This window comes from Rhizobium sp. T1470 (assembly GCF_042140505.1).
Lineage (GTDB): Bacteria > Pseudomonadota > Alphaproteobacteria > Rhizobiales > Rhizobiaceae > Rhizobium > Rhizobium favelukesii.
The window spans coordinates 2,714,379-2,738,161 of record NZ_CP148091.1 but is presented as its reverse complement, the minus strand read 5'-3'; the positions used below and the strand labels follow the sequence as shown (position 1 = coordinate 2,738,161).

The window sequence follows — 23,783 nt, the reverse complement described above, 5'->3', positions numbered from 1 at the left end:
CTCGCGCGGCCAGCTTTTTGGGGTTCGGCAGTGGAGGGAACCGTGAGATATGCCGCAATTCGCTGCAATGGTGCTTTCCGGCTGCAACGCGACTGCGCCGCCGCTTGAGCCCATGCCGGAAGCCTGACCTATGGGCGCGTCGCACACTCATCCTCCAGGAACGGTCGTCAAGAACACGTTCTTGGGAAAATGGGGCTATCGCACATTTTAGAAATACGTGGTCCAGCCTGATGGAACACTCAAGTTGACCTATCAGCAGACCGCTCCGGACTTCCTGACGGACTGATACTCTGTTGTGCGCTCGGTTGGCTGCCGCTATCGAAGTTTTGGCGGCCCAGCGGTGGAATTGGGCTGAATTTCGTGTTCAGTGGCATGGCGTCCCTGGAGTTTGTGTAGCTTGCGCTCTTCTGCAGTATCGGCGCCGTTTCGTCTGCCTTGATTGGCGACACTCCGACCCCGCGGTCCCGGATTTCTGATCTGTCTGTTTGGCGTGCTGTGCATGGCGCGTTCCTCCCGCAAGAGAAACGCAAAACTCGCGCCGAGGTTCATCGTCGCATGAGAAAAGTGGCCTGTCGTTGCCGTCCATCGACAGGTTCGCAACCCGTGCCTCAGTTTCTGAAAACGGTGCAGGCCGCTCCGGCGGCGCGGACGCTCAGGCAGACCTTGTCGGCTTCCGCGCGGGTCTGCCTGCCGATACGGGCCGCATAGCGCGGCCTGAAGCCGAAGCTGCGATCGCGGACGCGTACGACGACCGGCTCTTCGCTCGCAAGTGACGTCGGAAGCTGGCGCGCGACCGCCGAAAACAGGCGAAGGGCCGCTGCATCGTTGCTATGCGCTGCAAGCTGCGCGCCCCAGGGTGCCCACGGGCCCTGTTGAACCGAGGCGGTTTCGGTCAGCCGGCGTTTGCTGGCAAGTTCGATGCAGCTATCGATGAAGGGCTTGTCCGGGCTCAGAAACTGCGCGGCATCGCCCGGAGGATCGTTCTTCCATTGCTCGATCGTACTCGCGGTTATGGCGAGGACGTAGCTGCGCGTCTCGAAGGGCAGGAGACCTGTATCGAGATAGACCGCCAGTCCCTGCTCGCCGGCATTGTAGGCTGCGGCGGCAAGGCCGAGATTGCCAAAACGTGTCCGCAGCTCGTCGAGATATCGTGCTGATTCCTTGAGGGATTCGAGGACATCGAAACTATCCCTCAACCCGCGCAGCCTGGCCGTATCGGGCATGAACTGTGCAATACCCTGCGCGCCCTTGGGACTGATGGCGCCCGCCCGGAAGCGGCTTTCCCGCCAGATCAGGCGGGCGAAATACTCCGCCGGTAGGTGGTTTTCCCGTGCGAAGTGATCGATCGCGACGCAGAGATCGCGGCCGTATGTCTCGCGTGTGATGCAAAGGCGCTCGCCGGAGTTCGGTACCGCGAGCGAATAGACGCAGACGCGATGGGATGTCGCGGCGGGCGGCTGGGAAACAGCCATCGCGGGATGTGCCGACAGAAAGCCGGCAACAAGAGTAACGAAGCCTGCTTTGCTAAACGATACGCCCACTGCAGCCATCGTCTCTCTGTCGCAATTCGTGGACTTCTGTGCCGAGCCGGAAAAGATACGCCCGTCAATGATGACGGGCGGAGTTGGGAGATTAATACGCATCTGCACGTTAGCAACGCTGAATATGACGTCAAGACAGAAACGGAGCATAGAAGGCTTTTGCCATATGCCTGTTGCCGCCGCTCGACTATTGTCGGCAAAAGAGCTCCCGATTCAGCGAGGCCGCCATGAGACTTTCCGCTTGCATCGAATGGCTGTTCGCAGCCGAAGCCGACAATTTTGCGGACAGGATCCGGCTTGCGCACACGCATGGCGCGGAGGCCGTCGAATTCTGGAAGTGGACGAACAAGGATATCGGCAGCATCGAATGGGCGCTGACGGAAACCGGCATGGAACTCAGTAGTTTTGTTGCCGAACCGATGATTGCCCTCACCGATCGTGCCAATAAGGACGCGTTCCTGAAAGGCCTGAAAAGTTCCATTGAAACGGCCAGACGCCTCGGTGCTCACACATTGATTGCGCAGGCGGGCGATGACCTTCCCGGCAAGTCTCGCGAAGAGCAGAAGGCGGCGCTGATCGAAACCCTGACCGCCGCTGGTGAGATTCTTGAGGGCAGCGGGGTGCGTCTTGGTCTCGAGCCACTCAACACGTTGATCGACCATGTTGGCTATTTCCTTCATTCCACGGTTGAAGGCATCGAGATCGTAAAGGCGACGGGGCGTCCGGAGATCGGCATCATCTATGATATCTATCATTCCGCCGTGATGGGCGAGGCCACGGCCGAGGTGATTGGCGGGGACATCGACCGGGTTTTCCACGTCCATATCGCCGATCATCCGGGCCGGAACGAGCCGGGCAGCGGCGATATCGACCTTAGACGGCGCATCGATTGGCTCGTCGAACATGGATACCACGGTGCGATCGGGCTGGAATATCGGCCGTTGGCGGCGAGCGCCGCGACAATTGTAGAGACCCGGCGTATGCTCGGTTAAGAGCAGCGTGATTCATACTCGGATGGTCTCAGCCATTTCAATCTGACGCGTCGTGCACCATGTAGTGGATGAGTAATGTCTTCCCTCAATCGTGAGGCGACTGTGTTTGTGGAGCGTAACCATGCAATCCCTTTCGGACGTACCTTTGTATTTCGTGGACCAGAGCGAAGGTGCGTGGCCCTCGCATCGGCGAAAGATTATCGATTGGCTGGTCAATGAAACGCGTGACGAGCGCTTCATCGACAACATATTCGTGCAGATGTGCCAGCGACTGCGTGACGAGGGCGTGCCTGTCGCGCGGGCATCGTTGCATTTCAGAACGCTCCATCCGCAATGGCTCGGTGCTCGCATTCTCTGGAAAGCCGGGTTGGGAGAGGCCAAGATTGATACATTTGGCTATGGTGTCGAGAACACACCGCAGTTCCGCAACAGGCCGGTGAACGAGATTTTCAGCGGCGCGACCGAGGTCCGCAAAAACCTCGAGACGATGCGCGACGGCGACGGCCACCATCAGTTCTATGACGAACTGATACGTGACGGGCTCACGGAGTATATCGCCTGGCCAATGGAACACACGCTTGGCAAGCGGCACATTGCGACCTTCTCCAGCGATCGGTCCGGCGGCTTCGCAGAGGAACATATCGCTTTCCTCAAAGACGTTCTTCCTGCCTTGACGCTTGTCACCGAGATTCGCATCAAGAACATTCTCGCGCGGACTTTGCTGGAAACCTACGTTGGTCCCCATGCCAGCGGACAGATCCTTGCCGGGGCAACGACACGCGGCAGCGGTGCGACCGTCGGTGCGGCGATCCTGATCTGTGACCTGCGCGATTTCACGACGATCTCGGATCAGTGGCCGCGCGACGACGTGATCGACCTGCTGAACGGCTATTTCGACGCGATGTCGGAGCCGATCGAGAAACATGGCGGCGAGATCCTCAAGTTCATGGGCGACGGCATGTTGGCGATCTTCCCGCTGGCCGATCCGATGGCCTGCAGGAACCTGCTGGTGGCAATCAAGGAGGCAGAGGGCGCTGTCGCCACCCTGAACGAGCAGAACGGGCGCGATGGCCGTGAGGTGCTGCGCTACGGGATTGGCGTACATGTCGGCGACGTCATGTATGGGAACATCGGCTCGCGACGGCGGCTCGATTTCACGGTGATCGGGCCTGCGGTCAACGTGGCCTCGCGCCTGGAAAGCCTGACGAAGGAAATCAAGCGTCCGGTGCTCTTCTCCAGGGCGTTCGTCGAGATGGCGTCTTGCAAGGAAGGCATGGAAAGCCTCGGCTCATTCCCCCTTCGGGGATTGGGCGAGCCCGTCGATGTCTTTGCCTTCAAGCAATCGTGAGAGCGGCAGGTATACCGACAAAGCGCGAGCAGGGTTTCTAAACGCGTAGCGGGGTCGTAGGCTACCGGAGTCAAACGATCTTTGAGTCCCTGCCAGGAGACCATCCTTCATGCCCGGTCCGTATGTCGTTCCCGTCCATGGCGACGAGGAACTTCCGAAAGAGTGCGACGTCGTCGTGATCGGCGGCGGCATCATCGGTTGCTCCACGGCGCTGGAGCTCGCCGAACGCGGCCTGCGCGTGACACTCTGCGAAAAGGGCGGGATCGGCAAGGAACAGTCCAGCCGGAACTGGGGCTGGGTGCGGATTTCGATGCGTGATCCGCGCGAGGTGCCGCTGATGGCCGAGGCGCTCAGGATATGGGAGGGGCTCGACAAGCGCACGGGGCGCGAAACCGGGTTCAAGCGGGCCGGCATCGTCTTCATCTGCGCCAACGAGAAGGAACTGGCCGACCACGAGCGCTGGCGCACCAATCTGGACGGCTACCAGATCGAATCGCGCATCCTGACGGCGCGTGAATTCGGCGACGTGGTTCCCGGCTCCAGGCTAGATATGTCGGGAGCGCTCTACACACCAGCCGATGGCCGGGCGGAGCCGCAAAAGGCGGCACCGGCGATCGCTGAGGCTGCACGCGACAAGGGGGCGACGATTCTGACGGAATGCGCCGTACGCGGCGTCGAAACCTCGGCGGGAGCCGTCAGCGGCGTGGTAACGGAGCGCGGGGCAATCGCCTGCAAGGCTGTGGTTTTGGCGGGCGGGGCATGGTCCAGCCTGTTTGCCGGACGCTTCGGGATCGACCTGCCGCAGCTCAAGGTGCTGAACAGCGTGATGCGCACGAAGCCGCTGGAAGGCGGGCCGGAGCAGACGATCTGGGCAAAGGATTTCGCGATCCGCAAGCGACAGGACGGTGGCTATACCGTGGCCTGCGGGCACCACAACATCGTCGACATCGTGCCGGCCTCGTTTCGCTATGCTGCTGCCTTCCTGCCGGCATTACGGTCGGAGTGGAAGTCGCTTTCCTTCCGCCTCGCCGGTCGCTTCGTCGACGAGTTGCGCATTCCGAGACGCTGGTCGATGGATGATGCAAGTCCCTTCGAATATCATCGGGTTCTCGATCCTGTGCCCTCGAAGAGATTGACGCAGGATGCGCTCGGCGGCCTGAAGAGGGCGTTTCCCGTGTTCGAGAGGGCGGAAATCGCGCAGCGTTGGGGCGGCTACATCGATGTCACGCCGGATGCCGTGCCTGTCATCTCGGCTGTCGACGCCATTCCCGGCTTTCATATCGCAACCGGATTTTCCGGGCATGGCTTCGGCATTGGGCCGGCAGCGGGACGATTGATGGCTGATATCGTGACGAGCCGGGCGCCTGCCGTCGACCTGAGCGCGTTCCGATTCTCGCGCTTTACCGACGGCTCGAAGGTAGAGCTCATCAGCGGCTTCTGATTGCGCTGCGCTAGTGCTTCTTCCGCGCTGTTTATACCAGCGTTGCCGCCACCTCGAATGCGCCCGCCACGGCCACGGCGCCTGGATCGCAAACGTGACGAGCGTGTGATCACGCATGTGAATATGGAGTGTCGCGCATGTGCCATCAGGCGCGCAATCTGCAATTGAGAGGTCTGGTACGCCCTAGGGGAATCGAACCCCTCTTTACAGAATGAGAATCTGTTGTCCTAACCGATAGACGAAGGGCGCATCAGGCAAGGAAATAGGAACAGACAAGCCTCTCGGCAAGATGCTCAAGCTTTGTAGAAAAAGAGAAATGGCACGCGCCAGGGTGAAAAGACGACGCTTTTTTCGGGTGCACATGGGGCCGCGTGCCCATTTGCGCCCAGTATTTAATGCGGGTGCAAGGGCAGGGGCATGTTCAGAACTCTTATGGAGGTCTGCTCGTGCCGTTTTCGTAGACTACGGTTGCGACGGTGCGCGTTCATGACAGTTCTTAGCTAGGTGCGAGTCGGCGGAATAAGAATCTTGTTTGAGAAAGTCTCACCGCTGCACGCAGAGACCGGCGGCTTCTTGGTCTTCCTCGGCCGGGCGCGAATCGGCGCCCTCAGCTTAGCCCACTGAACGGATGTCTTGCGCGACGTCGCTCATATCATTGTTGAGCTGATGATCCCTACGTTCAAACGTGCGGACCACGGCGTGCGGAATCGCTTTCGCATAGAGATGAACATGGGCAGGGGGCACGATGGCGTCGTCAGCGCCATGATAGAGATAGACGGGAACGCCGGGCGGAAGGCGTTCTGAGAAGTCCTTGCAATCGTGGATGTCATCGCTCGCCCATCCGCCTTCACCGATGAAGGGCGCCGCGATGATAAATAGGCCGCCGAGCCTTAGTTCCGGCGACTGCTCGGCAAGCGCATGGATCAAAATGGTGCCACCGACTGAGTGGCCGACGAGAATCGCCCCGGCCTCCAGTGAGACGAATTCTCCCATCAGCGCTGCCTTCCAGGCCGAGTAGCTAGGATCGTCCTCGCCGGGCATTCGGGGGTAGCGCACAGCATAGCTTTCGCCGAGTTCTCGCGCGAGGCTCGCCACGAGCTTGTTGTCCCAGCGATCGTGGACGCCTTCGCCGGCTCCTTGAACGAAGAGGACCTGCTTAGCCATGGCGCCATCTTATTCGACGAACGCTGACCGACGCAAGGCTGGGCTATCCGCTGCGTGGATTACGCAGAACCTTTGCTGTCGCGCCCCCTAAACGGGAGTCGATGTGCGGGCGCCTATCTTCGCGGGACGGCGCTAGAGGCCGTCTTCCTTTTCGATTTTGGTGGCATTGGGTGATAAACGAGGGAACAGGCGAACAGATCTTGGTTCATATGCACAACATTCGATTTGGCGAGATCAGTCCATTCCGTGGAGCTATGGGTAGGTCCGAAGAGAGTGCCCGTGTAGCGTAGCTTTCCGGTTGGGCTCGATCCTGGAGTAGGTCACAAGAATGGATGCCTTGAGTTCGATACAGAAAGCCGCATCCGTATCAAGCTCTAGTTCGACCTCGTAAAGGTCCTTCTCGCTGAACCAAAACCTGCTTTCGAACCTATATTTTTCAGCACTTAATTGCCGGTTAGATAGGGCCCGTCGGTGGCCGATTTGGGAGGCGCAGCAGCGATGACTTGCTCGGGGGCATGCCTCATTTGGTATATTGCCAATCAGCTTGTGCCGATGGAGCGGCACAGGGAAGGGTCATAGATATAGCCAAACAACCGATAGTCCTCATTTTCCCCTCCTGCATTTTTTGCAACCAGGCGAAAACGAAAATCTGCTAAGAGGGTAGCGGCTTTAGCAGCTGCCCGTAAGATACTGAAAACATTTAAGGAGGAGAATGAAGTGGCACGCCCTAGGGGAGTCGAACCCCTCTTCCCAGAATGAAAATCTGGTGTCCTAACCGATAGACGAAGGGCGCTTCCTTCGTGGTGGCGCCCTTATAGTCAGGCACTTTGAATCCCGCAAGCGGCAAATTCGATTTTTCTCAAAATAATGACAGGATTTTTTTGCGAGCGCGAAACGCCGTTTATTGCAGCCGAATCAAAACACTACTGGTCGGTGCTCGCAATTCATCGGGCAAGCTTACGGTGCGTTATGAAAGCCTGAATGAGACGTCACAGGGCGCGCGCGATGGTCGCCGGAGCCGTCCTGCCGCCGCAACCCCAGTTCCAGTCCCGGCTTTTGCCGGTATCGAGGTGGACGGAGTCCGTATGGCAATAGGTACCGACACCGCCGCGATCCGGCAGTGAGCGTATATAGCTTGCAATATCCCATTTCGACACGCCGTCGATCTGAATGTCGGCAGCGTCGCACGTCTTGTGCATGGATTCCTCGGCGCCGCCGACCATGCGGTTATGGTCCGGGTCGCGATAGCCTGACGTGACCACGACCGACTTGCCGAAATGCGTTTCGACGGCCTTGATCACGTTCAGCAGGTTCGGCTTGAAACAGCCGACGTCCACCTTGTCGTTCTGAAGATGCAGGCCGTTGGGGGCGATCCGCGTCATACCGGGCAAGGAGACCTTTTGCAGCAATCCGGAAAGACTGCCGAGCAGGTTTTGCCTGGGCGCGCTGTAGAGCGCATTCATCGTCTGGCCAGCAAGGGCTCCCGTCGAGGATGAGGCAGTCTGAACCGGCGCTATTTGGGTGCCCGTATTTTGTGAGGACTGCTGCGGCAGCAAGGGTTGACCCTGCTGCGTTTGCTGCGGTTGATCGACCGGGACCTGGCTGCTGTAGACACTCGAGCGCATGGGGCTGACACCGACCGGCGCGTGGGCGTCGCCACCGGCCGGATGCAGTTGGGTCGACGTCGGATTGTTCTGCGGCGTCGCGCGCACCGAGAAGATGCTCATCGCCTGGGCGTTAATACCGGTTGATTGCATTGCAAGGCCGCCGATATTGGCGGGAGCCGAAGCGGTTGATCCAACTGCCATCGGCTGCGCGTTCGGAGCCTGCGCCGGCTGAGCGCCCGATACATTCGCCACCATGGGGTCGCGATAGCCGGGTTGGGCAGGCGTGGCTGCGGCGGCCTGCTGCGCTACTGCTGCTGGTTCGACAGGGGCAACGACGGCTGCGGCATCGGCAGTCTTCTTGTCCGACACGCAGCCGGTGAGCAGCAGCGCCGATGTGGCGATCAGCAGGGCAGGTCCGAAAGGAATCCGCTTTTCAACAGCGAGCACGCGAGCATTCTCCAAGGGACGGCGAAAGCTGCGCCAAAATCGCATCGTTCGCCTTGAGTCGGCCGGAGAGTGCCTGCGCCGCAAGGCTGCGGCAAGCGCGATGCGGACCCGCAGATCCGAAATCGCAAAAGCCGCAAGCCTCGCAAAAGCCTCGGCCTACCAGGCGCCGGTATTTCCCATTGAAGCCCAGGGTTCGGCCGTCGGGAGGCTGCCGCCCTTCTGCAGAATCTCGATCGAGATTCCGTCCGGCGAACGAACAAAAGCCATGTGGCCGTCACGCGGCGGACGGTTGATCGTGATGCCGCTATCCATCAGCTTCCGGCAGATGGCATAGATGTCGTCGACCTCGTAGGCGAGATGACCGAAATTCCGCCCGCCGGTGTAGTCCTCGGCGTCCCAATTGTAGGTCAATTCCAGGCAGGGCGCGCCCTTGGCGCTGGCCTCGGTCTTGTCGCCGGGCGCTGCAAGGAAGACGAGCGTGAAACGGCCCTTCTCGTTCTCCGTGCGCCTTATTTCCTCGAGGCCGAAGAGCGTGGTGTAAAAATGCAGGGAGGCGTCCAGATCTTTCACGCGGACCATGGTGTGGAGATAACGCATTCTATTTCCTCTCTAATGCAGGGCGATGGATTCTTATGTGGTGGAACACCAGTTTCGGGCAAGACAGGGGGGTATGATTGGCAACTGGGAATAATCGAAAAGTAGGACTTGCGCTAATCCGTTACCAACATGTTAATCTTGATCTCAAGAATCAGTTAACCGTAACAGTGTGACGCGTATTGAGGGGCTGGCGATATGGCTGACAGGATTTCATCAAAGGAATTCACTGACCTCGATCAACTCGCGGGGGAAGCGGTCGACCTCATTGAAATCACCGGCGTCGTCAAGTGGTTCGACGTGGCCAAGGGCTTCGGTTTCATCGTCCCTGACAACGGCATGCAGGACGTTCTTCTGCATGTGACCTGCCTGCGTCGCGACGGTTATCAGACAATTCTCGAAGGCACGCGGATCGTCGCGCTGATCCAGCGCCGTGAACGCGGCTATCAGGCATTCAAGATTCTCTCCATGGATCAGTCGACGGCCGTACATCCTTCGATGCTGCCGCCGGTTCGCACGCATGTGCAAGTGACGGCAACGAGCGGGCTTGAGCGCGCACTGGTCAAGTGGTTTAACCGCACGAAGGGCTTCGGCTTCCTGACGCGTGGCGAAGGCACGGAAGATATTTTCGTCCACATGGAAACGCTGCGTCGGTTCGGTCTCACCGAGTTGCGCCCCGGCCAGGTCGTGCTCGTGCGCTACGGCGATGGTGACAAGGGCTTGATGGCTGCCGAGATCCATCCCGACGTGCCGAGCCCGGTGAGCCGCGCACACTGATGCGTAGGTCCGCAGCCCATTGGATCAGAAGCGCCCTTGCGGCGCTTTTTTTCATCGTCACCCTTCCGGCTCTTTCCCAACAGCCGATGACGTTCGACAAGGAACCGCTGATCATTCAGACGGCGTCCGGCAAGCGGCTGAATTTCACCGTCGAGATCGCCGACACGAACGAGCAGCGCCAGCTCGGCCTCATGTATCGCAAGGAAATGGCCGATGATGCCGGCATGATCTTCGACTTCGGCGTTTCGCGGCGGGTGCAGATGTGGATGGAAAACACCATCCTGCCGCTCGACATGCTGTTCGTCGATTCGACCGGCACCATCCGCAGCATCAAGCAGAACGCTGTGCCGTACTCCCAGGACATCATCGATTCGATGACGGAGGTGAAATACGTGATCGAACTCAATGCCGGCGTGATTGCCAAGCTCGGCATTCAGCCTGGCGACAAGGTGATGAGCGCGACGACCACGAAGAAGAGGTAGCGCCCGCGCCGCGCTGTGTGAATTGCCGGGAGAAGGTGTTCGACTGCACGGATCAGAGCTTTTCGAAAAAAAAGGGTTTCGAAATCCTCGCAAGGAGCCCGGCGAGGGGCAGTCTTCGTGAAGCGCCGCCTTGTTTTTGCTAACAGTTCTCGAAGCCTCCCAAGCTGCGTACACCCAGGCAGGCGGCGGGATTGGAAAGGCACGGGACCTTGGCTTGCTCGTCTCGACATAGAAGCCCTCATCCGTTCGCTTTGGACTGGCAATCAATCTTCCGATCATTTGTCACCATCGAGCCTCGCGCGCTTACTGGTCGCGGAATGTCCACATTTTTCGTCATCTATGGTGAGATTTACTGTTTACATTCGTTGTTTACATTTGTTCAAGTCAACCTTGAGCGTTCGAGGAACGCGGCTGACGCTCTGACGTCAGCGAGCAGTAGAGGTCATTCAGTGCGCTCCTAGGCATCCGCATTTCGGTGCGCGAGGTAGCAATGATCGGTGCTGATAAAACGCATACAGCGCCGAGTGTCATCCATTGGCCTCTGGTTAGCGAAGAACAGGAGGAGTGTGTATGGCGGAGCTATCAGTCTATATCGGATGGGATTCTCGTGAAAATATCGCCTACGAAGTGGCGAAAGAAACTTTGCTGGAAAATGCCTCTATCGACGTCGATGTACACCCAATCAAGCTGCAGGATCTGATCGACCGTGGTGTCTACACCCGTGAGGTGGATCCGCTAGCATCAACGGAGTTCACATACTCGCGATTTTTCACTCCCTGGCTCGCTGACTACAAAGGCTGGGCTTTGTTTTGCGATTGCGATTTCCTGTTCTTTGGCGATATCGCTGAACTCATTCAGTTTAAAGACGAAACGAAAGCGGTGTGCTGCGTCCCCCATGATTACGTCCCGAAAGAAGGGGTGAAGATGGATGGCAAGGTGCAAACCACCTATCCGAGAAAAAACTGGTCCTCATTCATGCTCTTCAACTGCGCGCATCCGTCCACCCGGGCGCTGACCCCTGAACTCGTGAACAGGGAAACCGGTGCCTATCTGCATCGGCTGCAATGGGCCGCAGACAGCGAGATCGGGCAGATACCTGAAGAATGGAACTGGCTCGAGGGTTGGAATACCAAGCCTTCAGTCGGCTTCCCAAAGGGCGTGCATTACACGAATGGCGGCCCCTGGTTTCACAATTGGCAGGATGTCGAATACGCGCAGATCTGGCGTGACAAGGCCCTGGCGATCGATCCTCAGTTCATGCCTGTGTGACGCTTGAACCTCGGCTTTCTGGTCAAGCTCCGTTCGTTTCTCTCAGGCGGGTCTTTGAGGATCGGAAAAGAACCGAACATGCGCTATTGGCCACGATTCCGGTACCGGCGCGGCAAGATCGAGATCGGCGACCGGCTTTTTACCCGCTGTGGGGTGATTATCGATGCTCAGAGCGGAGTGATCACAATAGGAAATGATGTCTCCATAAACGACTATTCCATCCTGCTGGGGCATGGAGGCATCCAAATCGGCGATAATGTTCGTATCGCCGCTCATGTGGTCGTGGTCGCATTCGAACACAGGTACAATGATCCCGCGGTACCAATACGGCTGCAACCCGTGAAGAAGGATGGCATCGTTATCGGAGACGACGTTTGGATCGGTGCCGGAGCAAAGGTGCTGGCAGGCTGCCACATCGCTCAAGGTTGCGTCATCGGGGCGAACAGCGTGGTGAAGGGGGCAACGGTGCCGTTTGGCGTCTACGTGGGGGCACCAGCGCGTCTGGTGAAAACACGGACGGCAAAGGCGGTTGAGAATGGAGAGCAATGATCGCGTATTGTGGAAGCGCTCCATCAGCAAGATAACATCAACATGGTTCCAACGATGAGCAGATCTGACACTAGCGATCCCGATACAATGGACGCAACTGAGGAAATCCACACGGAGGACTGGAGGTCGTTCTTTCTCGGCTACAGCGATATCGTCCTGGTCGCAAATAGCGATGAGGTCGACATCGACGAGCTTATGTCCCGCTTTCCTGAGACAACGCTCTTCATCTTTTTCAACAAGGTTTACAAGGTTCTGAGCGAACCGTTCACGCGCAAGGCCCTGCTGGTATCGCGAAGCGGAACGTTGGGTGCCAACCTCGTCAAAAGCGGCAAAGTGTCCAAGGTTCTGCAGTATTTCGACAGAAGCAGCTTCCTCGGGATCGTCAATCTGACCATCGGCAACCGCGAAAAATTCAGCCCAGCTTCTGCATTTGGTGATGTGAAAGTCAGGCATCTGGATCTGACGGACGTGTTCGCTCCGTTTTATCCACCTGCAAGTCTGCCGACCACCGGGTTTGCACTGTGCCTTTGGCTCACCAACCTCCAACTGGGCGTCAAGATCACTCTGGCGGGCTTCTCGTCAAAGCGAAGCGAGCGCTATCAGGTCCTCGACGTCCATGACTGGACGTTCGAGCAGGTCCTTTTGCGGCTCCTGTACCGCAACGGGAAGATCGACATTATTGGTCGCGAGCGGACCAATCCTTATGCCGAGCTTTCCACGCACTTTCCGGAATATTCTCCAGCCGAGATCGCTTTGACGGCAAACGAAGTACTGGCGGAGCGTCTTGTGAATTTGAGCTCATTCGTTGACAAGTTGATGCATGTGACGAGGTTCCTTCGTTTCGTTGATAGAACGTACAAGAGGCTAAAGCCGAAGACGCGGAAGGAACGGCGATGGGAGTCGATGGAGGGCAAGTAGGATCCGTCGCACCTGACCGGCGAAAGTTGAGCCTGGTGCGCTTCCAGTAATCGCAGCCATACAAAGGTTCCGCCAAGCAGAACGCGGTGCCGTACTCCCGGGACATCATCGATTCGATGACGGAGGTGAGGTACGTGACGGAACTCAATGCCGGGATCACCGCCAAGCTCGGCATCAAGCCTGGCGACAAGGTGGATGAGTGCGACAACCGCGAAGAAAAGTGGGCGCGCTCGCTTCAACCCGGTCTGGCGCGTCGGAGACTATCGGCCGTGACGCTAGTTAGAATTTCACGCCGATACCCGCCGAGACGGCATGTTGATCAAGATCGACGCCGGTTCCCTGAATTTCTTCGTCGCCATAATCGCTGTAGCGATATTCCGCCCGGCACGACATCATGCGACTTCTCCCGTGGGGCTAAGAAAATGGGATCGAATATAGTGAATAATATCAGACACAACCTTAACAACGGGTTTCTTGGCTCGTTCGCGCGTTAGTGTCGTTGCTTGCTCCGCGGCTAGCCGAAGGACAAGACCTTTTGCGGGAGGGGGTCGGATGGCGCGGCTATTTTCGCGCGGCTGCGGGGCCAAGCCACAATCGTTAGTCATGCCGTTAACTAAGGGGAAGTGGTCGGAGTGGAGAGATTCGAACTCCCGACCCTCTGGTCCCAAACCAGATGCGCTACCAGACTGCGCTACACTCCGTGCCGACGAGGGAGGGCAATACACGGTTCGCCTCGCGTCCGCAATATCTAAATCGCCTAACCCCCAGCTTGGTGTAGGCGCTCTTTTCGTTCAGGTCGGCGTGAGGAATGTTTGACGTCAGCGCGAATTGTGGGAAGGCACGGCTGCCGGAAATGGCCGAACATCCAGCTCCCGCCGCCGCGGCTTTTTTCTTGAAAAGAAAGGGATTCGCCGCTAAGCAAAATTCATCTCTTCGTGCGACGGTTTGGATGAAGAGCCCCGACCGTGGGATCGATTGAAGTTTCAAGTGCGAAAGCCGCTAATTCGGAGGCGCTGCAGCAATGTCTGCCAAGATCTATCGTCCAGCCAAGACCGCGATGCAGTCCGGCAAGGCAAAGACAAATATTTGGGTTCTTGAGTTCGATCAGGAGACGCCGCGCACCATCGATCCGATCATGGGCTACACGTCGTCTTCGGATATGCGCCAGCAGCTAAAGCTGACCTTCGAAACGCAGGAACTCGCCGAGGCTTACGCAAAGCGCAACGGCATCGAGTACCGGGTCATTGCCCCGAAAGATCCGCAGCGCCAGATCGTGGCCTATCCCGACAATTTCCGCTATACGCGGACGCAACCCTGGACGCACTGATCCGCGTTCAACAAGACGGATTTGACCGGGACATGTTTCCCGGTCACGCGGCCCCTTAGCTCAGCTGGATAGAGCACCTGCCTTCTAAGCAGGTTGTCGCAGGTTCGATTCCTGCAGGGGTCGCCAATCATTTCAACCTCTTAGATAACCTCTAATCGTGTTCCTGCCAGGGGAGGCCAAGAATCGGGATAAGCCGCATGAATGCAGATGCTGCCAAGGCGCCCGGCTGGGTTCGGAATGTCGCAGCGGCAAAGTTCATCCTGCCGGCGATCGGAAGTTTCGCGATTACAAGCTCGGGACCTTCGGCGCTGCCTCTGACATGAAGCGCATCGACCGGCTGCGTACCTGACTGAGCAAGCCGCGCGAGGTGAGCGTTGAACCAATCTCCAAACAGCACCAGTCCGAACGACTTAGCGTGCAGCCGCGAACTGAACGGCGGGTTTGGCATCTTCGGCCCTCATCCGACCCTCAATGACCGCTCGGCAAGCTTCCCATGCTCGCTGCCATTTCGCCGTGCTCTGGTTCGGCTCATGAATGAGCCAGGTCAAGGCCTCCTCCGGGGAACCGACAACGATGCGGATGCGGCTATCTCCCAGCACGAGGGGTTTTTTCCATCGGTGTACCAACATGGCTGCGCTCCAATCGTGGGGGTGTCCTGTCATCGACGGGTGTTGCTCCGCCTCTCCAAAAGTGGGGATCGCGAGCCCGCAATGGAAGAGGAAGACAAGCAGAACCCTTCGGTGACGCCGCTGCTCAATCATTGACAAACGGCAGGGATTTGAACATGGAACTCACGCCTTCCTTCAAATCAAGGACGAGGCATTCAGGACTTTGCGAGCCGGTGAGGGTATCATTGGCAAGTCGGACTCGCCGCGCGAGCGCTGGTAGGCATCCTGATGAGCGCTATAGTACAAGCTACTAAGTCGCTGGTGACATTCTCGTGCCGTACGTTCAATCGTTGACATTGCTGTGGCCGTGAACGGCCCGTAAGATTCCCGTGCTTTCAGGGTACGCCGCCGTGACCGATACGATTGTCCCACAGCTGATATTCACTCTGAACGTTGCGTGGGAAATCGCCTCGCGGGAGACTCCGGACTACGATCTCGTCGTGTATTTTATCCAGCAGGCCATCCAGGCAGCTCAAGAGGAGGCACTGCGACACGGAACGGTTATCGCTTCTGAAGAGAAGTCTGAGCTTCAGTAGGCCGTCGGCTTAAAAGCATCCGCCGGAAGCGTCTTAAGCGCCGACCGGGTGCTCTTGACCCGGGAGGGCCGCGCGGGCTTCAACCCCATCGATGTATCCGTGTTCATATCGCCGCTTTCGTCGTTGTTCTTTTCGTATTGAATGGAGCGTGAACCAACCGCCCCAAAGGTTGCGGGGCCCAGGTCCAATGTGCAGTCCTCTTGGGTCATCTATATTCGGGATTGCCACAATCTCCTGGTGGCTATGAACCGAGGACAAAAGGGGCTGGCGTCGGTTCGAACGAGACGAGGGAACTTTGCTGCTTCCCCACGCTGTGAGGTTCCTTCGAACTTTATCGGCAGGCGGTCGTCGCCTGTTGCTTCGGAGCGGGTTATGATGCTTGATCCTACGAAGGAGAAGGTCAGATGAACCGATTTCACAGATTTGTAGTGGCGGGGGCGTTGATCAGCCTTGCGGCGATCACATCGGCCTGTACTTCGACAACCGGCCAACAGGATCGAAATCGCCCCCTAAACTCAGCCTGCGCACTTGGATTCGATAACGACCGGCCTTGTAGCTACTAGGTAGAACAGCCGAACAAAAAAACCTCGGTGTTGGTGAGGCGAGAGCAAGGTATGCCGGAAAGGTCGCGCCGGAGAAAGACAATCTCGACGCGATCTGCGCCTTGAACGCCGAACGTTCGCTCTGGTTCCCTTGTTCGAGCCCCCTTTAGCGCCTCTCGTCGGCGGCTCATTCTATGCCAAACACGCCTACGAAATGCCTCATGCGTGCGACGGCAAGGTCGGGTTTGTCCAGGACGTTTGCTTTGTCTGCGAGCCGGAAAATATCGGCATAGTGATTGACGCCGCGCGCCGACTGCAGCCCTGCCGGAAGGCTGAAATGGCTCTGGTGACCGTTCAACCACGCCAGGAAGACGACGCCGGCCTTGTAGTATTGCGTCGGGGGTTCGAAAATCTTGCGGGAGAGCGGAACGGTCGGCTCGATGATGGATCGGAAGGTAGCGGCGTCACCCGCAGCGAGCGATGCCAACGCCTTTGATGCCGAAGGGGCGACGGCGTCGAAGATGCCAAGCAGCGCATGACTATAGCGCTTGCCATCCCCCTCGATCAGTTCCGCATAGTTGAAATCGTCACCGGTAAAGCAGAGCACGCCTTCCGGAAGCCGATTGCGAAGTTGCACCTCCCTGGCATTGTCGAGCAGCGAGATTTTGATCCCCTCGACCTTGTCCTTGTTCTCGTTGATGATTCTGAGGACGCACTCGAGCGACGGTTCGAATTGCGCGCTGCCCCAGTAGCCGGCTAGGTTCGGGTCGAACATTTCTCCCAGCCAATGCAGGACGACCTTGTCCTTGGCCTGCGAGAGAATTCTGCCATAGACCTTGGCGTAGTCGTCGGGGGAGGACGCCACGCGGGCGAGGGCGCGGCTGGCCATCATGATGGTGCGGCCGCCATTCTTTTCCACGAATTCGATCTGCGTCTCGTACGCCTGGATGACATCGTCAATCGATCTCGCATCGGCTGCCGCGAGATGATCAGTGCCGGCACCACATGCAAGGTCAGCGCCCGGAACCGTGCGAGCCTCCTGCAGCGATCGCCGGATCAGTTCCTGCGCGCCAGCCCAGTCGAGCCCCATGCCACGCTGGGAGGTATCCATCGCTTCGGCGATCTTGAAGCCGAGGCTCCACAGGTGCCGGCGGAAGGCGATCGTCGCGTCCCAATCGATTGCCGGACGGCCCCAAGGGTCAACGTCCTTTCGAGGCTCCGATACGACATGGGCGGCCGCATAGGCGATCCGGTTGAATTTTGGCGGTGTGGAAGGGCGCCCGATCGGTGTGCCGAGAAGCCGGTACTCGCTGGCGGAACCGTCAGTGTTCGGCAGATTTAAAGACAAGCTCATTGCGATCCTCCTCGATAGGTGAATGACGCAATAGTTTGGATCGTTCCAAATTGCAATAGCCTTTTTTTAAATCTAGGGAACGGGGGCGGGGAAGCGGGAACCTCGGCGCGAACTGGGGACAAAATATAATAGAAACAATGAGAAGCAACGCGATTGTTGTGTGTTTTACCGCGTTACAGGGGTGAAGGTTTTCCAAAGAATGTGCTTGACAAGTTTGGAACGTTCCAATTATTTACTGCCCAAGTTGGCGCGAGCCGGGAGGAATTCATGTCGAAAGGGAGGGTGACGGTCATTGACATCGCGAAGGCCGCCGGCGTCTCGAAGTCGACCGTCTCGCTGGTATTGCAAGGGTCCCCTCTGGTGAATGAAGGGACGCGATCCAAGGTGAATGCAGCGATGCGTGAGCTTGGTTATGTCTATAACCGCGGGGCCGCGAACCTTCGCCAAACGAGTGCAAAGTCGAAGATCATCGGCGTCGTGGTGAACGACCTCACCAACAGCTTCTTTGCCGAACTTGCTGTTGGCGTCGATATGGTCGTGCAGTCTGCCGGCTTCGTGCAGTTCCTCTCGAACACGAGCGAGAGCATTGACAGGCAGCGGGAAGTCATCGCCTCGATGAGGGAGCATGGTATCTCGGGGCTCATCGTCTCTCCGGCGCGTGCTACCGAGGCGGCCGATTTCAAGCCGCTTGTTGCAGCCGATATTCCGGTTGTCGTTGTTGTTCGCAGCCTGCCTGGTGCAAAGGTCTCGTCGATTGTTTCCGACAATCAGGACGGGACTTCAGCGGCAGTCGAGCACCTGGCGTCCCTCGGCCACGCACGAATCGCATTTCTCGGCGGATTTCCAGACACGGCGGTCTTCGAGGAGCGTCTTGCGGGTTATATGGATGGCATGAACGCCGCCGGTTTCAGTTTTCATGAAGAGCTGGTGGTCTCATCGGCGCCCTCGAGAGCAGGCGGAGCCGATGCGATCGGGCGGGCGATGGCAATGAGCAACCGGCCAACGGCGGCGGTTTGCTTCAATGATGCCGTCGCCTTCGGCGTGTGCGATGGCCTGCGCGCGCGTCATATGGAACCCGGTCGTGACTTCGCTGTCGTCGGCTTCGACGACGTGATCGAGGCACAAACGGCGGTCCCTGCTCTCACGACGATCTCCGTCGATCCGCAAAGCATGGGCAGACGCGCAGCACAGCTTCTCCTCAAGCAGATCAACGCAGGCAAGGCGGAGCCCGAAAGCGTGACCACGGCTGTCCGGCTCGTCATTCGCGAGAGCTGCGGAGCCGCGCAGAAGACAGGGAGAAAGATGGCATGACCGTTCGTTGGGGACTGATTGGGGCAAGTACCATTGCGCGTGAATGGGTGATTGACGCTATCCGCGCTACTGGCGGCGATATCGTGTCCGTCATGAGCTCGAGCGTCGAGCGCGGCCGGTCCTATGCGAAGGAAAACGGGATCCCGAGGCATGTCGCTGATGTCGATGTCCTTGTGAACGATCCGGATGTCGATGCGGTTTACATTTCGACGACGAACGAACTTCATCGCGACCAGGCGATCGCTGCGGCGCGCGCCGGCAAGCATATTCTTTGCGAGAAGCCGTTGGCGATGTCGCTGCACGATGCGCACGCCATGGTCAAGGCGGCGAAGAACGCCGGTGTCGTTCTCGCCACCAACCACCATCTCCGCAACGCCTCCACTCACATCGCCATGAGAGACGCCATCGCCTCCGGCAAGATCGGCAAGCCGTTGGCCGCTCGCGTTTTTCATGCGGTGTACCTCCCGGCTCACCTGCAAGGCTGGCGGCTGGATCGGCCCGAAGCCGGAGCCGGTGTTATTCTCGACATCACCGTTCATGACACCGACACGCTGCGTTTTGTGCTCGGCCGCGATCCGGTCGAGGTCATTGCGTTTTCGCAGGCGGCGGGGATGGGCAAGCCAGGCGTCGAAGACGGCGTGATGGGTGTCATGCGTTTCCAGGACGGGATCCTTGCCCAATTCCACGATGCCTTCACGACCAAATATGCGGAGACCGGGTTCGAGGTGCATGGCACTGAAGGTTCGATCATCGGCCGTAACGTGATGACGCAACGTCCTGACGGAACGGTGACGCTTAGAAATGCGGATGGCGAGCAGCAACTGCCGACCGACGCGAGCAACCTTTATGAGACGGCACTGCAAGCCTTTCACGGTTCTGTCGCCGGAAAGGGTCGTCCTTCGGCGACGGCGGAGGATGGCATCTGGTCGCTGGCGACAGGTCTGGCGGTCGTCGAAGCCACCAAGAGCGGGACGGCCGTGAAAATCCAAACAGGACTTTGAGCAATTCCAATGAGCAAGCATATCACCCCGGCCGAAGCTGCCGCACTGATCCCCGACGGAGCCATGGTGTCGGTGTCGTCGTCCAGCGGTCTTGGTTGCCCTGACCTTATGCTGAAGGCGATTGGCGAGCGCTTCGACAGCACCGGCCATCCGCGGGAGATCACGACCCTGCATCCGATCGCCGCGGGCGACATGAGTGGTATCAAGGGTGTCGACTACATCGCCAAGAAGGGCCTGATCAAGCGTATCATCGGCGGCTCCTATCCGTCGGGTCCATCCAGCGCAGAGCCGCCGCTGATCTGGCAGATGATCACGAACAACGAGATTGCGGCCTACAATATTCCTTCGGGCATCATGTTCGATATTCACCGGGAGGCTGCCGCGAAACGACCCGGTGTCCTGACGAAGGTCGGTATCGACACTTTCGTCGACCCGAGAAGACAGGGTTGCGCGATGAACGACCTCGGGGCCAAGGAGCCCGTCGTCAAGCGTGTCTCGTTCGAAGGAGAGGACTGGCTGTTCTTCCCATCGATCGTGCCGCAGGTCGCGATCATCCGAGCGACAACTGCAGACGAGCGCGGCAATCTGACTTATGAGCACGAAGGCGCTTATCTCGGTGGTCTGGATCAGGCGCTCGCCGCCCGCAACAATGGCGGCATCGTCATCGCCCAGGTCAAGCGCATCACCAAGGAAGGTTCGCTGAAGCCGCACGACGTGCGCGTACCTGGCATGTTGGTCGACTATGTCATCGTCGATCCGGATCAGAAGCAAACCACTCAGACGCTCTATGATCCGGCCATCTCAGGCGAGATCCTCCGTCCGCTGGAGAGCTTCCGCGTTCCGGAATTCAACATCCAGAAGGTCATCGCGCGCCGCGTTGCACAAGAGTTGCAGGCGGGGAGTTGCGTCAATCTGGGCTTCGGCATTTCCGCCAACGTGCCGCGCATCCTGCTTGAGGAGGGGCTGCACGGCGCGGTCACCTGGGTCATCGAGCAGGGGGCCGTCGGAGGGGTTCCTTTGCTGGACTTCGCATTCGGCTGCGCTTCGAACGCCGACGCCTATATGCCGTCGCCATACCAGTTCACCTACTTCCAGGGCGCCGGCTTCGATGCTTCGCTCCTGTCTTTCCTCGAGATCGGCAAGGACGGTTCTGTCAACGTCTCGAAGCTTTCATTCAGACCCCATGTGACAGCGGGGGCCGGCGGCTTCGTTGATATAACCGCGCGGGCGAAGAAGATCGTGTTCTCGGGAATGTTCAATGCGGGAGCGAAGCTTGGCATCGCCGACGGCAAGCTGGTCATCGAGAAGGAAGGCAAGTTGAAGAAGCTCGTCAATGAGGTCGAGCATGTCACCTTCTCCGGCAAGCGCGCGATCGAGCAGGGCCAGGACATCACTTATGTCACCGAGCGGTGCGTGATGAAGCTGACGCCGGAAGGCGTTGTTCTCACGGAGATCGCACCGGGGATCGACCTGAGCCATATCCTCGCTCAATCCGAGTTCCCGCTGATCATAGCAAAGGACCTCAAGGTTATGGATGCACGCCTCTTTGACGAAGCAAACATAGGCCTGTCTCTGCCGACGAAGAGCGCCCGCGTTCTGGAGGGTGCCTTCAATGGCTAGCGGCACCGTAAGAATCCAAGTCGAGGATCACGTCGCGATCATGACGGTATCGCGTCCAGAAAAGCTCAATGCGCTTGATCTGGACATGCTGAAAGCGCTTTCAGATGCAGCCGACAAAGTCGAGGCAAACGCCGACGTGCGCGCGGCAATCCTGACGGGCGAGGGCAAGGGCTTTTCTGCCGGCGGCGACATCAAGGCCTGGGGCGGCATGCAGCCGCAGGAATTCGGTCATGCCTGGGTGCGCCACGGACATCGCGTTTTCGAAAGACTTGCGACCCTCAGGATACCGCTGATCGCCGCCCTCAATGGGCATGCCCTCGGCGGTGGGCTGGAGCTCGCTGGCGTCGCTGACATTCGCATTGCTGAAGAGCACATCAAGATCGGACTTCCCGAGACCGGTCTAGGCATGGTTCCCGGCTGGTCTGGCACGCAACGCCTGGTCAAGCGCTTCGGCGCGCAGGTCGTTCGTCGCATGGCGCTGGGTGGCGAAATTTTCACTGCGGAGGAAGCCCACGTGCTCGGCATCGTGGATGCGGTCACATCGAGCGGAAACGCGGTCGATGCCGCGAAGGATTATGCGCAGAGGGTCTCGGCAAGAGGGCCTGCCGCGCTCGAGATCGTGAAGCTGATGATCGCTTCAGCAAACGGCGAGGACAACGGCACCGCCGTCGAAGCGTTGGGTTCGATCCTCGTTGCGAAGACCGCCGATCTCAAGGAGGGCATTGCTTCCTTCAGCGAGAAGCGCCCGGCAAAGTTCAAGGGAGAATGGTAATGACGGTTCTGGTGAATCCGAAGGCGCTTAGCGACCACAGGGCCCGCGAATTCAAGATGCTGGTCGACGGCAAGTGGGAAGCCGGGTCCTTCCAACCGATCGAGCGCGTTGCTCCGAGCCATGGTGTCGTGGTGAGCCGATTTCCGGCTGGCAGCAAAGCAGATGCCGAGCGGGCGATCCTCGCTGCTCGCAAGGCTTTCGATCATGGACCGTGGCCGCGGATGACCGCTTCCGAGCGGTCCGCCATTCTGCTCAAGGCGGCTGGCCTGATTACGGCCCGTGCGGAAGAACTCGCGTTTCTGGACGCGATCGAAGCCGGCAAGCCGATTTCCCAGGTGCGGGGTGAGATCGCCGGCTCGGTTGACATCTGGCGATATGCCGCAGCACTTGCCCGCGATCTGCACGGTGAAAGTTACAACACCCTTGGAGACGGTACGCTGGGTGTCGTCCTGCGTGAAGCGATCGGCGTAGTATCGATCATTACACCCTGGAACTTCCCCTTCCTGATCGTCGGCCAGAAGCTTCCCTTTGCATTGGCGGCGGGTTGCACCACGGTCGTCAAGCCATCGGAACTGACCTCAGGGTCGACGCTCGTGTTGGGTGAAATCCTTCAGGAGGCGGGCGTTCCGGACGGCGTCGTCAACATTGTCACCGGTACGGGACCCGAGGTCGGCGCAATGATGACGTCCCATCCTGCGGTCGACATGGTTTCATTCACCGGCTCGACCGGTGTCGGCAAACTCACCATGACGAATGCCGCGCAGACGCTCAAAAAGGTCTCGCTGGAACTGGGTGGCAAGAACCCACAGATCGTGTTCCCGGATGCGGATCTCGATGCGTTCATCGATGCGGCCGTCTTCGGCGCCTATTTCAATGCCGGCGAATGCTGCAATGCAGGCTCCCGCTTGATCCTCCACAAGAGCATCGCGTCCGAGGTTGTCAGGCGCGTGGCGGAACTCGCCAAGGACGTCAAGGTCGGCGATCCACTTGATCCAACAACGCAAGTTGGTGCTATCATCACACCGCAGCATCTGGAGAAGATTGCTGGTTACGTGGCTGGCGCGACAAGCAGCGGTGCACAGGTCGCGCATGGCGGTGAAAAACTCGACTTGGGCATGGGGCAATACATGGCACCAACCATCCTCGAAGCTGTTACGCCTAGCATGGCGGTTGCGCGCGAGGAGGTCTTCGGTCCTGTCTTGTCCGTACTCACGTTCGAAACCACTGCGGAAGCGATCGAGATCGCAAACGCGATCGACTACGGCCTTTCGGCGGGCGTCTGGAGCCGAGACTTCGATACCTGCCTGACCGTCGGGCGCAGGGTGCGCGCCGGTACGGTCTGGATGAACACTTTCATGGACGGGGCTTCCGAGCTCCCGTTCGGTGGCTACAAGCAGTCTGGCCTGGGCCGCGAACTCGGCCGCCATGCGGTGGAGGACTATACCGAGACGAAGACGCTCAACATGCATATTGGCAGCCGGACCAACTGGTGGATGCCGCAGAGGGAAAAGCTGGCGTAGCTG

At 58.7% G+C, this 23,783-nt stretch carries 23 protein-coding genes, 4 tRNA genes and 2 pseudogenes; 18 read left to right on the top strand and 11 right to left on the bottom strand.

Annotation, left to right across the window (positions count from 1 at the left end; all coding sequences use genetic code 11):
• Positions 1 to 49: 49 nt before the first annotated feature.
• Positions 50 to 286 (top strand): annotated as a pseudogene (locus tag WGT02_RS13815) (hypothetical protein).
• Between the two features lie 322 nt (positions 287 to 608).
• On the opposite strand, the gene WGT02_RS13810 reads toward WGT02_RS13815, so the two are convergent.
• Positions 609 to 1,550: a lytic transglycosylase domain-containing protein gene (locus tag WGT02_RS13810; RefSeq protein ID WP_208250199.1), complete on the bottom strand. Its 942-nt coding sequence runs from the start codon at positions 1,548 to 1,550 to the stop codon at positions 609 to 611.
• Positions 1,551 to 1,768: 218 nt separating this feature from the next.
• On the opposite strand from WGT02_RS13810, the gene WGT02_RS13805 reads away from it, so the two are divergent.
• From WGT02_RS13805 to WGT02_RS13795, 3 genes are all read left to right on the top strand, one after another.
• Complete coding sequence (locus WGT02_RS13805) at positions 1,769 to 2,533, top strand: TIM barrel protein (protein WP_208250201.1); 765 nt, start codon at positions 1,769 to 1,771, stop codon at positions 2,531 to 2,533.
• Between the two features lie 121 nt (positions 2,534 to 2,654).
• Positions 2,655 to 3,881, top strand: coding sequence for an adenylate/guanylate cyclase domain-containing protein (locus WGT02_RS13800; protein ID WP_208250203.1), 1,227 nt, complete (start codon positions 2,655 to 2,657; stop codon positions 3,879 to 3,881).
• 109 nt (positions 3,882 to 3,990) lie between these two features.
• Entirely contained in the window at positions 3,991 to 5,322 is a 1,332-nt protein-coding gene (locus WGT02_RS13795) for an FAD-binding oxidoreductase (protein WP_208250205.1), read from the top strand.
• A gap of 174 nt (positions 5,323 to 5,496) precedes the next feature.
• Here the strand turns inward: WGT02_RS13795 and WGT02_RS13790 are convergent.
• From WGT02_RS13790 to WGT02_RS13770, 5 genes are all read right to left on the bottom strand, one after another.
• A tRNA-Glu gene (locus WGT02_RS13790) sits at positions 5,497 to 5,571 on the bottom strand.
• 363 nt (positions 5,572 to 5,934) lie between these two features.
• Complete coding sequence (locus WGT02_RS13785) at positions 5,935 to 6,486, bottom strand: alpha/beta fold hydrolase (protein WP_208250207.1); 552 nt, start codon at positions 6,484 to 6,486, stop codon at positions 5,935 to 5,937.
• Between the two features lie 718 nt (positions 6,487 to 7,204).
• Positions 7,205 to 7,279 (bottom strand) — tRNA-Glu (locus WGT02_RS13780).
• A 196-nt stretch (positions 7,280 to 7,475) separates the two neighbouring features.
• Entirely contained in the window at positions 7,476 to 8,540 is a 1,065-nt protein-coding gene (locus WGT02_RS13775; protein WP_208250209.1) for a YcbK family protein, read from the bottom strand.
• Between the two features lie 156 nt (positions 8,541 to 8,696).
• Positions 8,697 to 9,137 (bottom strand): VOC family protein, encoded by a 441-nt coding sequence (locus WGT02_RS13770; RefSeq protein ID WP_024314011.1) that lies wholly within the window; start codon positions 9,135 to 9,137, stop codon positions 8,697 to 8,699.
• Between the two features lie 195 nt (positions 9,138 to 9,332).
• Between WGT02_RS13770 and WGT02_RS13765 the strand changes: the two genes are divergently transcribed.
• The 6 genes and pseudogenes from WGT02_RS13765 to WGT02_RS13740 form a co-directional block, all read left to right on the top strand.
• Positions 9,333 to 9,911: a cold-shock protein gene (locus tag WGT02_RS13765; RefSeq protein WP_007535143.1), complete on the top strand. Its 579-nt coding sequence runs from the start codon at positions 9,333 to 9,335 to the stop codon at positions 9,909 to 9,911.
• Positions 9,911 to 10,393: a DUF192 domain-containing protein gene (locus WGT02_RS13760; RefSeq protein WP_208250210.1), complete on the top strand. Its 483-nt coding sequence runs from the start codon at positions 9,911 to 9,913 to the stop codon at positions 10,391 to 10,393. Before WGT02_RS13765 ends, WGT02_RS13760 begins: the two co-directional genes overlap by 1 nt.
• Positions 10,394 to 10,963: 570 nt before the next feature.
• Positions 10,964 to 11,662, top strand: a complete 699-nt coding sequence (locus tag WGT02_RS13755) for a hypothetical protein (protein ID WP_024314013.1) — start codon at positions 10,964 to 10,966, stop codon at positions 11,660 to 11,662.
• 3 nt (positions 11,663 to 11,665) lie between these two features.
• A complete protein-coding gene (locus WGT02_RS13750; RefSeq protein WP_024314014.1) occupies positions 11,666 to 12,211 on the top strand; it encodes an acyltransferase in 546 nt (181 codons plus the stop codon).
• A 54-nt stretch (positions 12,212 to 12,265) separates the two neighbouring features.
• A complete protein-coding gene (locus tag WGT02_RS13745) occupies positions 12,266 to 13,129 on the top strand; it encodes a hypothetical protein (protein WP_024314015.1) in 864 nt (287 codons plus the stop codon).
• 74 nt (positions 13,130 to 13,203) lie between these two features.
• A pseudogene (locus WGT02_RS13740) lies at positions 13,204 to 13,402 on the top strand (DUF192 domain-containing protein); the annotation flags it as partial.
• 6 nt (positions 13,403 to 13,408) lie between these two features.
• Here the strand turns inward: WGT02_RS13740 and WGT02_RS13735 are convergent.
• Together WGT02_RS13735 and WGT02_RS13730 are read right to left on the bottom strand one after the other, a co-directional pair.
• Positions 13,409 to 13,525: an outer membrane protein gene (locus tag WGT02_RS13735; RefSeq protein ID WP_374046192.1), complete on the bottom strand. Its 117-nt coding sequence runs from the start codon at positions 13,523 to 13,525 to the stop codon at positions 13,409 to 13,411.
• A gap of 228 nt (positions 13,526 to 13,753) precedes the next feature.
• A tRNA-Pro gene (locus WGT02_RS13730) sits at positions 13,754 to 13,830 on the bottom strand.
• A gap of 320 nt (positions 13,831 to 14,150) precedes the next feature.
• Here WGT02_RS13730 and WGT02_RS13725 point away from each other — a divergent pair.
• Positions 14,151 to 14,456 (top strand): ETC complex I subunit, encoded by a 306-nt coding sequence (locus WGT02_RS13725; RefSeq protein ID WP_024314039.1) that lies wholly within the window; start codon positions 14,151 to 14,153, stop codon positions 14,454 to 14,456.
• 49 nt (positions 14,457 to 14,505) lie between these two features.
• Positions 14,506 to 14,582: transfer RNA gene (locus tag WGT02_RS13720), tRNA-Arg, on the top strand.
• 25 nt (positions 14,583 to 14,607) lie between these two features.
• Here the strand turns inward: WGT02_RS13720 and WGT02_RS13715 are convergent.
• The gene (locus WGT02_RS13715; RefSeq protein WP_208250613.1) at positions 14,608 to 14,904 is read right to left on the bottom strand and encodes a hypothetical protein; all 297 of its coding nucleotides are present in this window, start codon (positions 14,902 to 14,904) and stop codon (positions 14,608 to 14,610) included.
• Positions 14,867 to 15,085, bottom strand: coding sequence for a DUF982 domain-containing protein (locus WGT02_RS13710; RefSeq protein ID WP_208250212.1), 219 nt, complete (start codon positions 15,083 to 15,085; stop codon positions 14,867 to 14,869). The genes WGT02_RS13715 and WGT02_RS13710 overlap by 38 nt, the downstream gene beginning before the upstream one ends.
• Before the next feature lie 389 nt (positions 15,086 to 15,474).
• Here WGT02_RS13710 and WGT02_RS13705 point away from each other — a divergent pair, with 389 nt between their 5' ends.
• Positions 15,475 to 15,660 carry a hypothetical protein gene (locus tag WGT02_RS13705; protein WP_024314041.1) on the top strand — a complete coding sequence of 62 codons (186 nt, stop codon included), beginning with the start codon at positions 15,475 to 15,477 and terminating at the stop codon, positions 15,658 to 15,660.
• Positions 15,661 to 16,389: 729 nt separating this feature from the next.
• On the opposite strand, the gene WGT02_RS13700 is transcribed toward WGT02_RS13705, so the two are convergent.
• Positions 16,390 to 17,556, bottom strand: coding sequence for a dihydrodipicolinate synthase family protein (locus WGT02_RS13700; protein WP_208250213.1), 1,167 nt, complete (start codon positions 17,554 to 17,556; stop codon positions 16,390 to 16,392).
• A 267-nt stretch (positions 17,557 to 17,823) separates the two neighbouring features.
• Here WGT02_RS13700 and WGT02_RS13695 point away from each other — a divergent pair, with 267 nt between their 5' ends.
• The 5 genes from WGT02_RS13695 to WGT02_RS13675 are packed head-to-tail and all read left to right on the top strand — an operon-like array spanning position 17,824 to position 23,780.
• Complete coding sequence (locus WGT02_RS13695) at positions 17,824 to 18,867, top strand: LacI family DNA-binding transcriptional regulator (RefSeq protein ID WP_024314044.1); 1,044 nt, start codon at positions 17,824 to 17,826, stop codon at positions 18,865 to 18,867.
• Positions 18,864 to 19,868 (top strand): Gfo/Idh/MocA family protein, encoded by a 1,005-nt coding sequence (locus WGT02_RS13690; RefSeq protein ID WP_024314045.1) that lies wholly within the window; start codon positions 18,864 to 18,866, stop codon positions 19,866 to 19,868. The genes WGT02_RS13695 and WGT02_RS13690 overlap by 4 nt, the downstream gene beginning before the upstream one ends.
• A 9-nt stretch (positions 19,869 to 19,877) precedes the next feature.
• Positions 19,878 to 21,488 carry an acyl CoA:acetate/3-ketoacid CoA transferase gene (locus WGT02_RS13685; protein WP_024314046.1) on the top strand — a complete coding sequence of 537 codons (1,611 nt, stop codon included), beginning with the start codon at positions 19,878 to 19,880 and terminating at the stop codon, positions 21,486 to 21,488.
• Positions 21,481 to 22,260, top strand: a complete 780-nt coding sequence (locus tag WGT02_RS13680) for an enoyl-CoA hydratase/isomerase family protein (RefSeq protein ID WP_024314047.1) — start codon at positions 21,481 to 21,483, stop codon at positions 22,258 to 22,260. The genes WGT02_RS13685 and WGT02_RS13680 overlap by 8 nt, the downstream gene beginning before the upstream one ends.
• A complete protein-coding gene (locus tag WGT02_RS13675) occupies positions 22,260 to 23,780 on the top strand; it encodes an aldehyde dehydrogenase family protein (protein ID WP_024314048.1) in 1,521 nt (506 codons plus the stop codon). The genes WGT02_RS13680 and WGT02_RS13675 overlap by 1 nt, the downstream gene beginning before the upstream one ends.
• The last annotated feature ends 3 nt before the right edge of the window (positions 23,781 to 23,783 follow it).

Excerpts from the sequence above, each read along its gene's own strand:
- WGT02_RS13810 (WP_208250199.1), bottom strand. The coding sequence starts at position 1,550 with ATGGCTGCAGTGGGCGTATCGTTTAGCAAAGCAGGCTTCGTTACTCTT.
- WGT02_RS13805 (WP_208250201.1), top strand. The coding sequence starts at position 1,769 with ATGAGACTTTCCGCTTGCATCGAATGGCTGTTCGCAGCCGAAGCCGAC.
- WGT02_RS13800 (WP_208250203.1), top strand. The coding sequence starts at position 2,655 with ATGCAATCCCTTTCGGACGTACCTTTGTATTTCGTGGACCAGAGCGAA.
- WGT02_RS13795 (WP_208250205.1), top strand. The coding sequence starts at position 3,991 with ATGCCCGGTCCGTATGTCGTTCCCGTCCATGGCGACGAGGAACTTCCG.
- WGT02_RS13785 (WP_208250207.1), bottom strand. The coding sequence starts at position 6,486 with ATGGCTAAGCAGGTCCTCTTCGTTCAAGGAGCCGGCGAAGGCGTCCAC.
- WGT02_RS13770 (WP_024314011.1), bottom strand. The coding sequence starts at position 9,137 with ATGCGTTATCTCCACACCATGGTCCGCGTGAAAGATCTGGACGCCTCC.
- WGT02_RS13765 (WP_007535143.1), top strand. The coding sequence starts at position 9,333 with ATGGCTGACAGGATTTCATCAAAGGAATTCACTGACCTCGATCAACTC.
- WGT02_RS13760 (WP_208250210.1), top strand. The coding sequence starts at position 9,911 with ATGCGTAGGTCCGCAGCCCATTGGATCAGAAGCGCCCTTGCGGCGCTT.
- WGT02_RS13755 (WP_024314013.1), top strand. The coding sequence starts at position 10,964 with ATGGCGGAGCTATCAGTCTATATCGGATGGGATTCTCGTGAAAATATC.
- WGT02_RS13745 (WP_024314015.1), top strand. The coding sequence starts at position 12,266 with ATGAGCAGATCTGACACTAGCGATCCCGATACAATGGACGCAACTGAG.
- WGT02_RS13735 (WP_374046192.1), bottom strand. The coding sequence starts at position 13,525 with ATGATGTCGTGCCGGGCGGAATATCGCTACAGCGATTATGGCGACGAA.
- WGT02_RS13725 (WP_024314039.1), top strand. The coding sequence starts at position 14,151 with ATGTCTGCCAAGATCTATCGTCCAGCCAAGACCGCGATGCAGTCCGGC.
- WGT02_RS13715 (WP_208250613.1), bottom strand. The coding sequence starts at position 14,904 with ATGCCAAACCCGCCGTTCAGTTCGCGGCTGCACGCTAAGTCGTTCGGA.
- WGT02_RS13710 (WP_208250212.1), bottom strand. The coding sequence starts at position 15,085 with ATGTTGGTACACCGATGGAAAAAACCCCTCGTGCTGGGAGATAGCCGC.
- WGT02_RS13700 (WP_208250213.1), bottom strand. The coding sequence starts at position 17,556 with ATGAGCTTGTCTTTAAATCTGCCGAACACTGACGGTTCCGCCAGCGAG.
- WGT02_RS13695 (WP_024314044.1), top strand. The coding sequence starts at position 17,824 with ATGTCGAAAGGGAGGGTGACGGTCATTGACATCGCGAAGGCCGCCGGC.
- WGT02_RS13690 (WP_024314045.1), top strand. The coding sequence starts at position 18,864 with ATGACCGTTCGTTGGGGACTGATTGGGGCAAGTACCATTGCGCGTGAA.
- WGT02_RS13685 (WP_024314046.1), top strand. The coding sequence starts at position 19,878 with ATGAGCAAGCATATCACCCCGGCCGAAGCTGCCGCACTGATCCCCGAC.
- WGT02_RS13680 (WP_024314047.1), top strand. The coding sequence starts at position 21,481 with ATGGCTAGCGGCACCGTAAGAATCCAAGTCGAGGATCACGTCGCGATC.
- WGT02_RS13675 (WP_024314048.1), top strand. The coding sequence starts at position 22,260 with ATGACGGTTCTGGTGAATCCGAAGGCGCTTAGCGACCACAGGGCCCGC.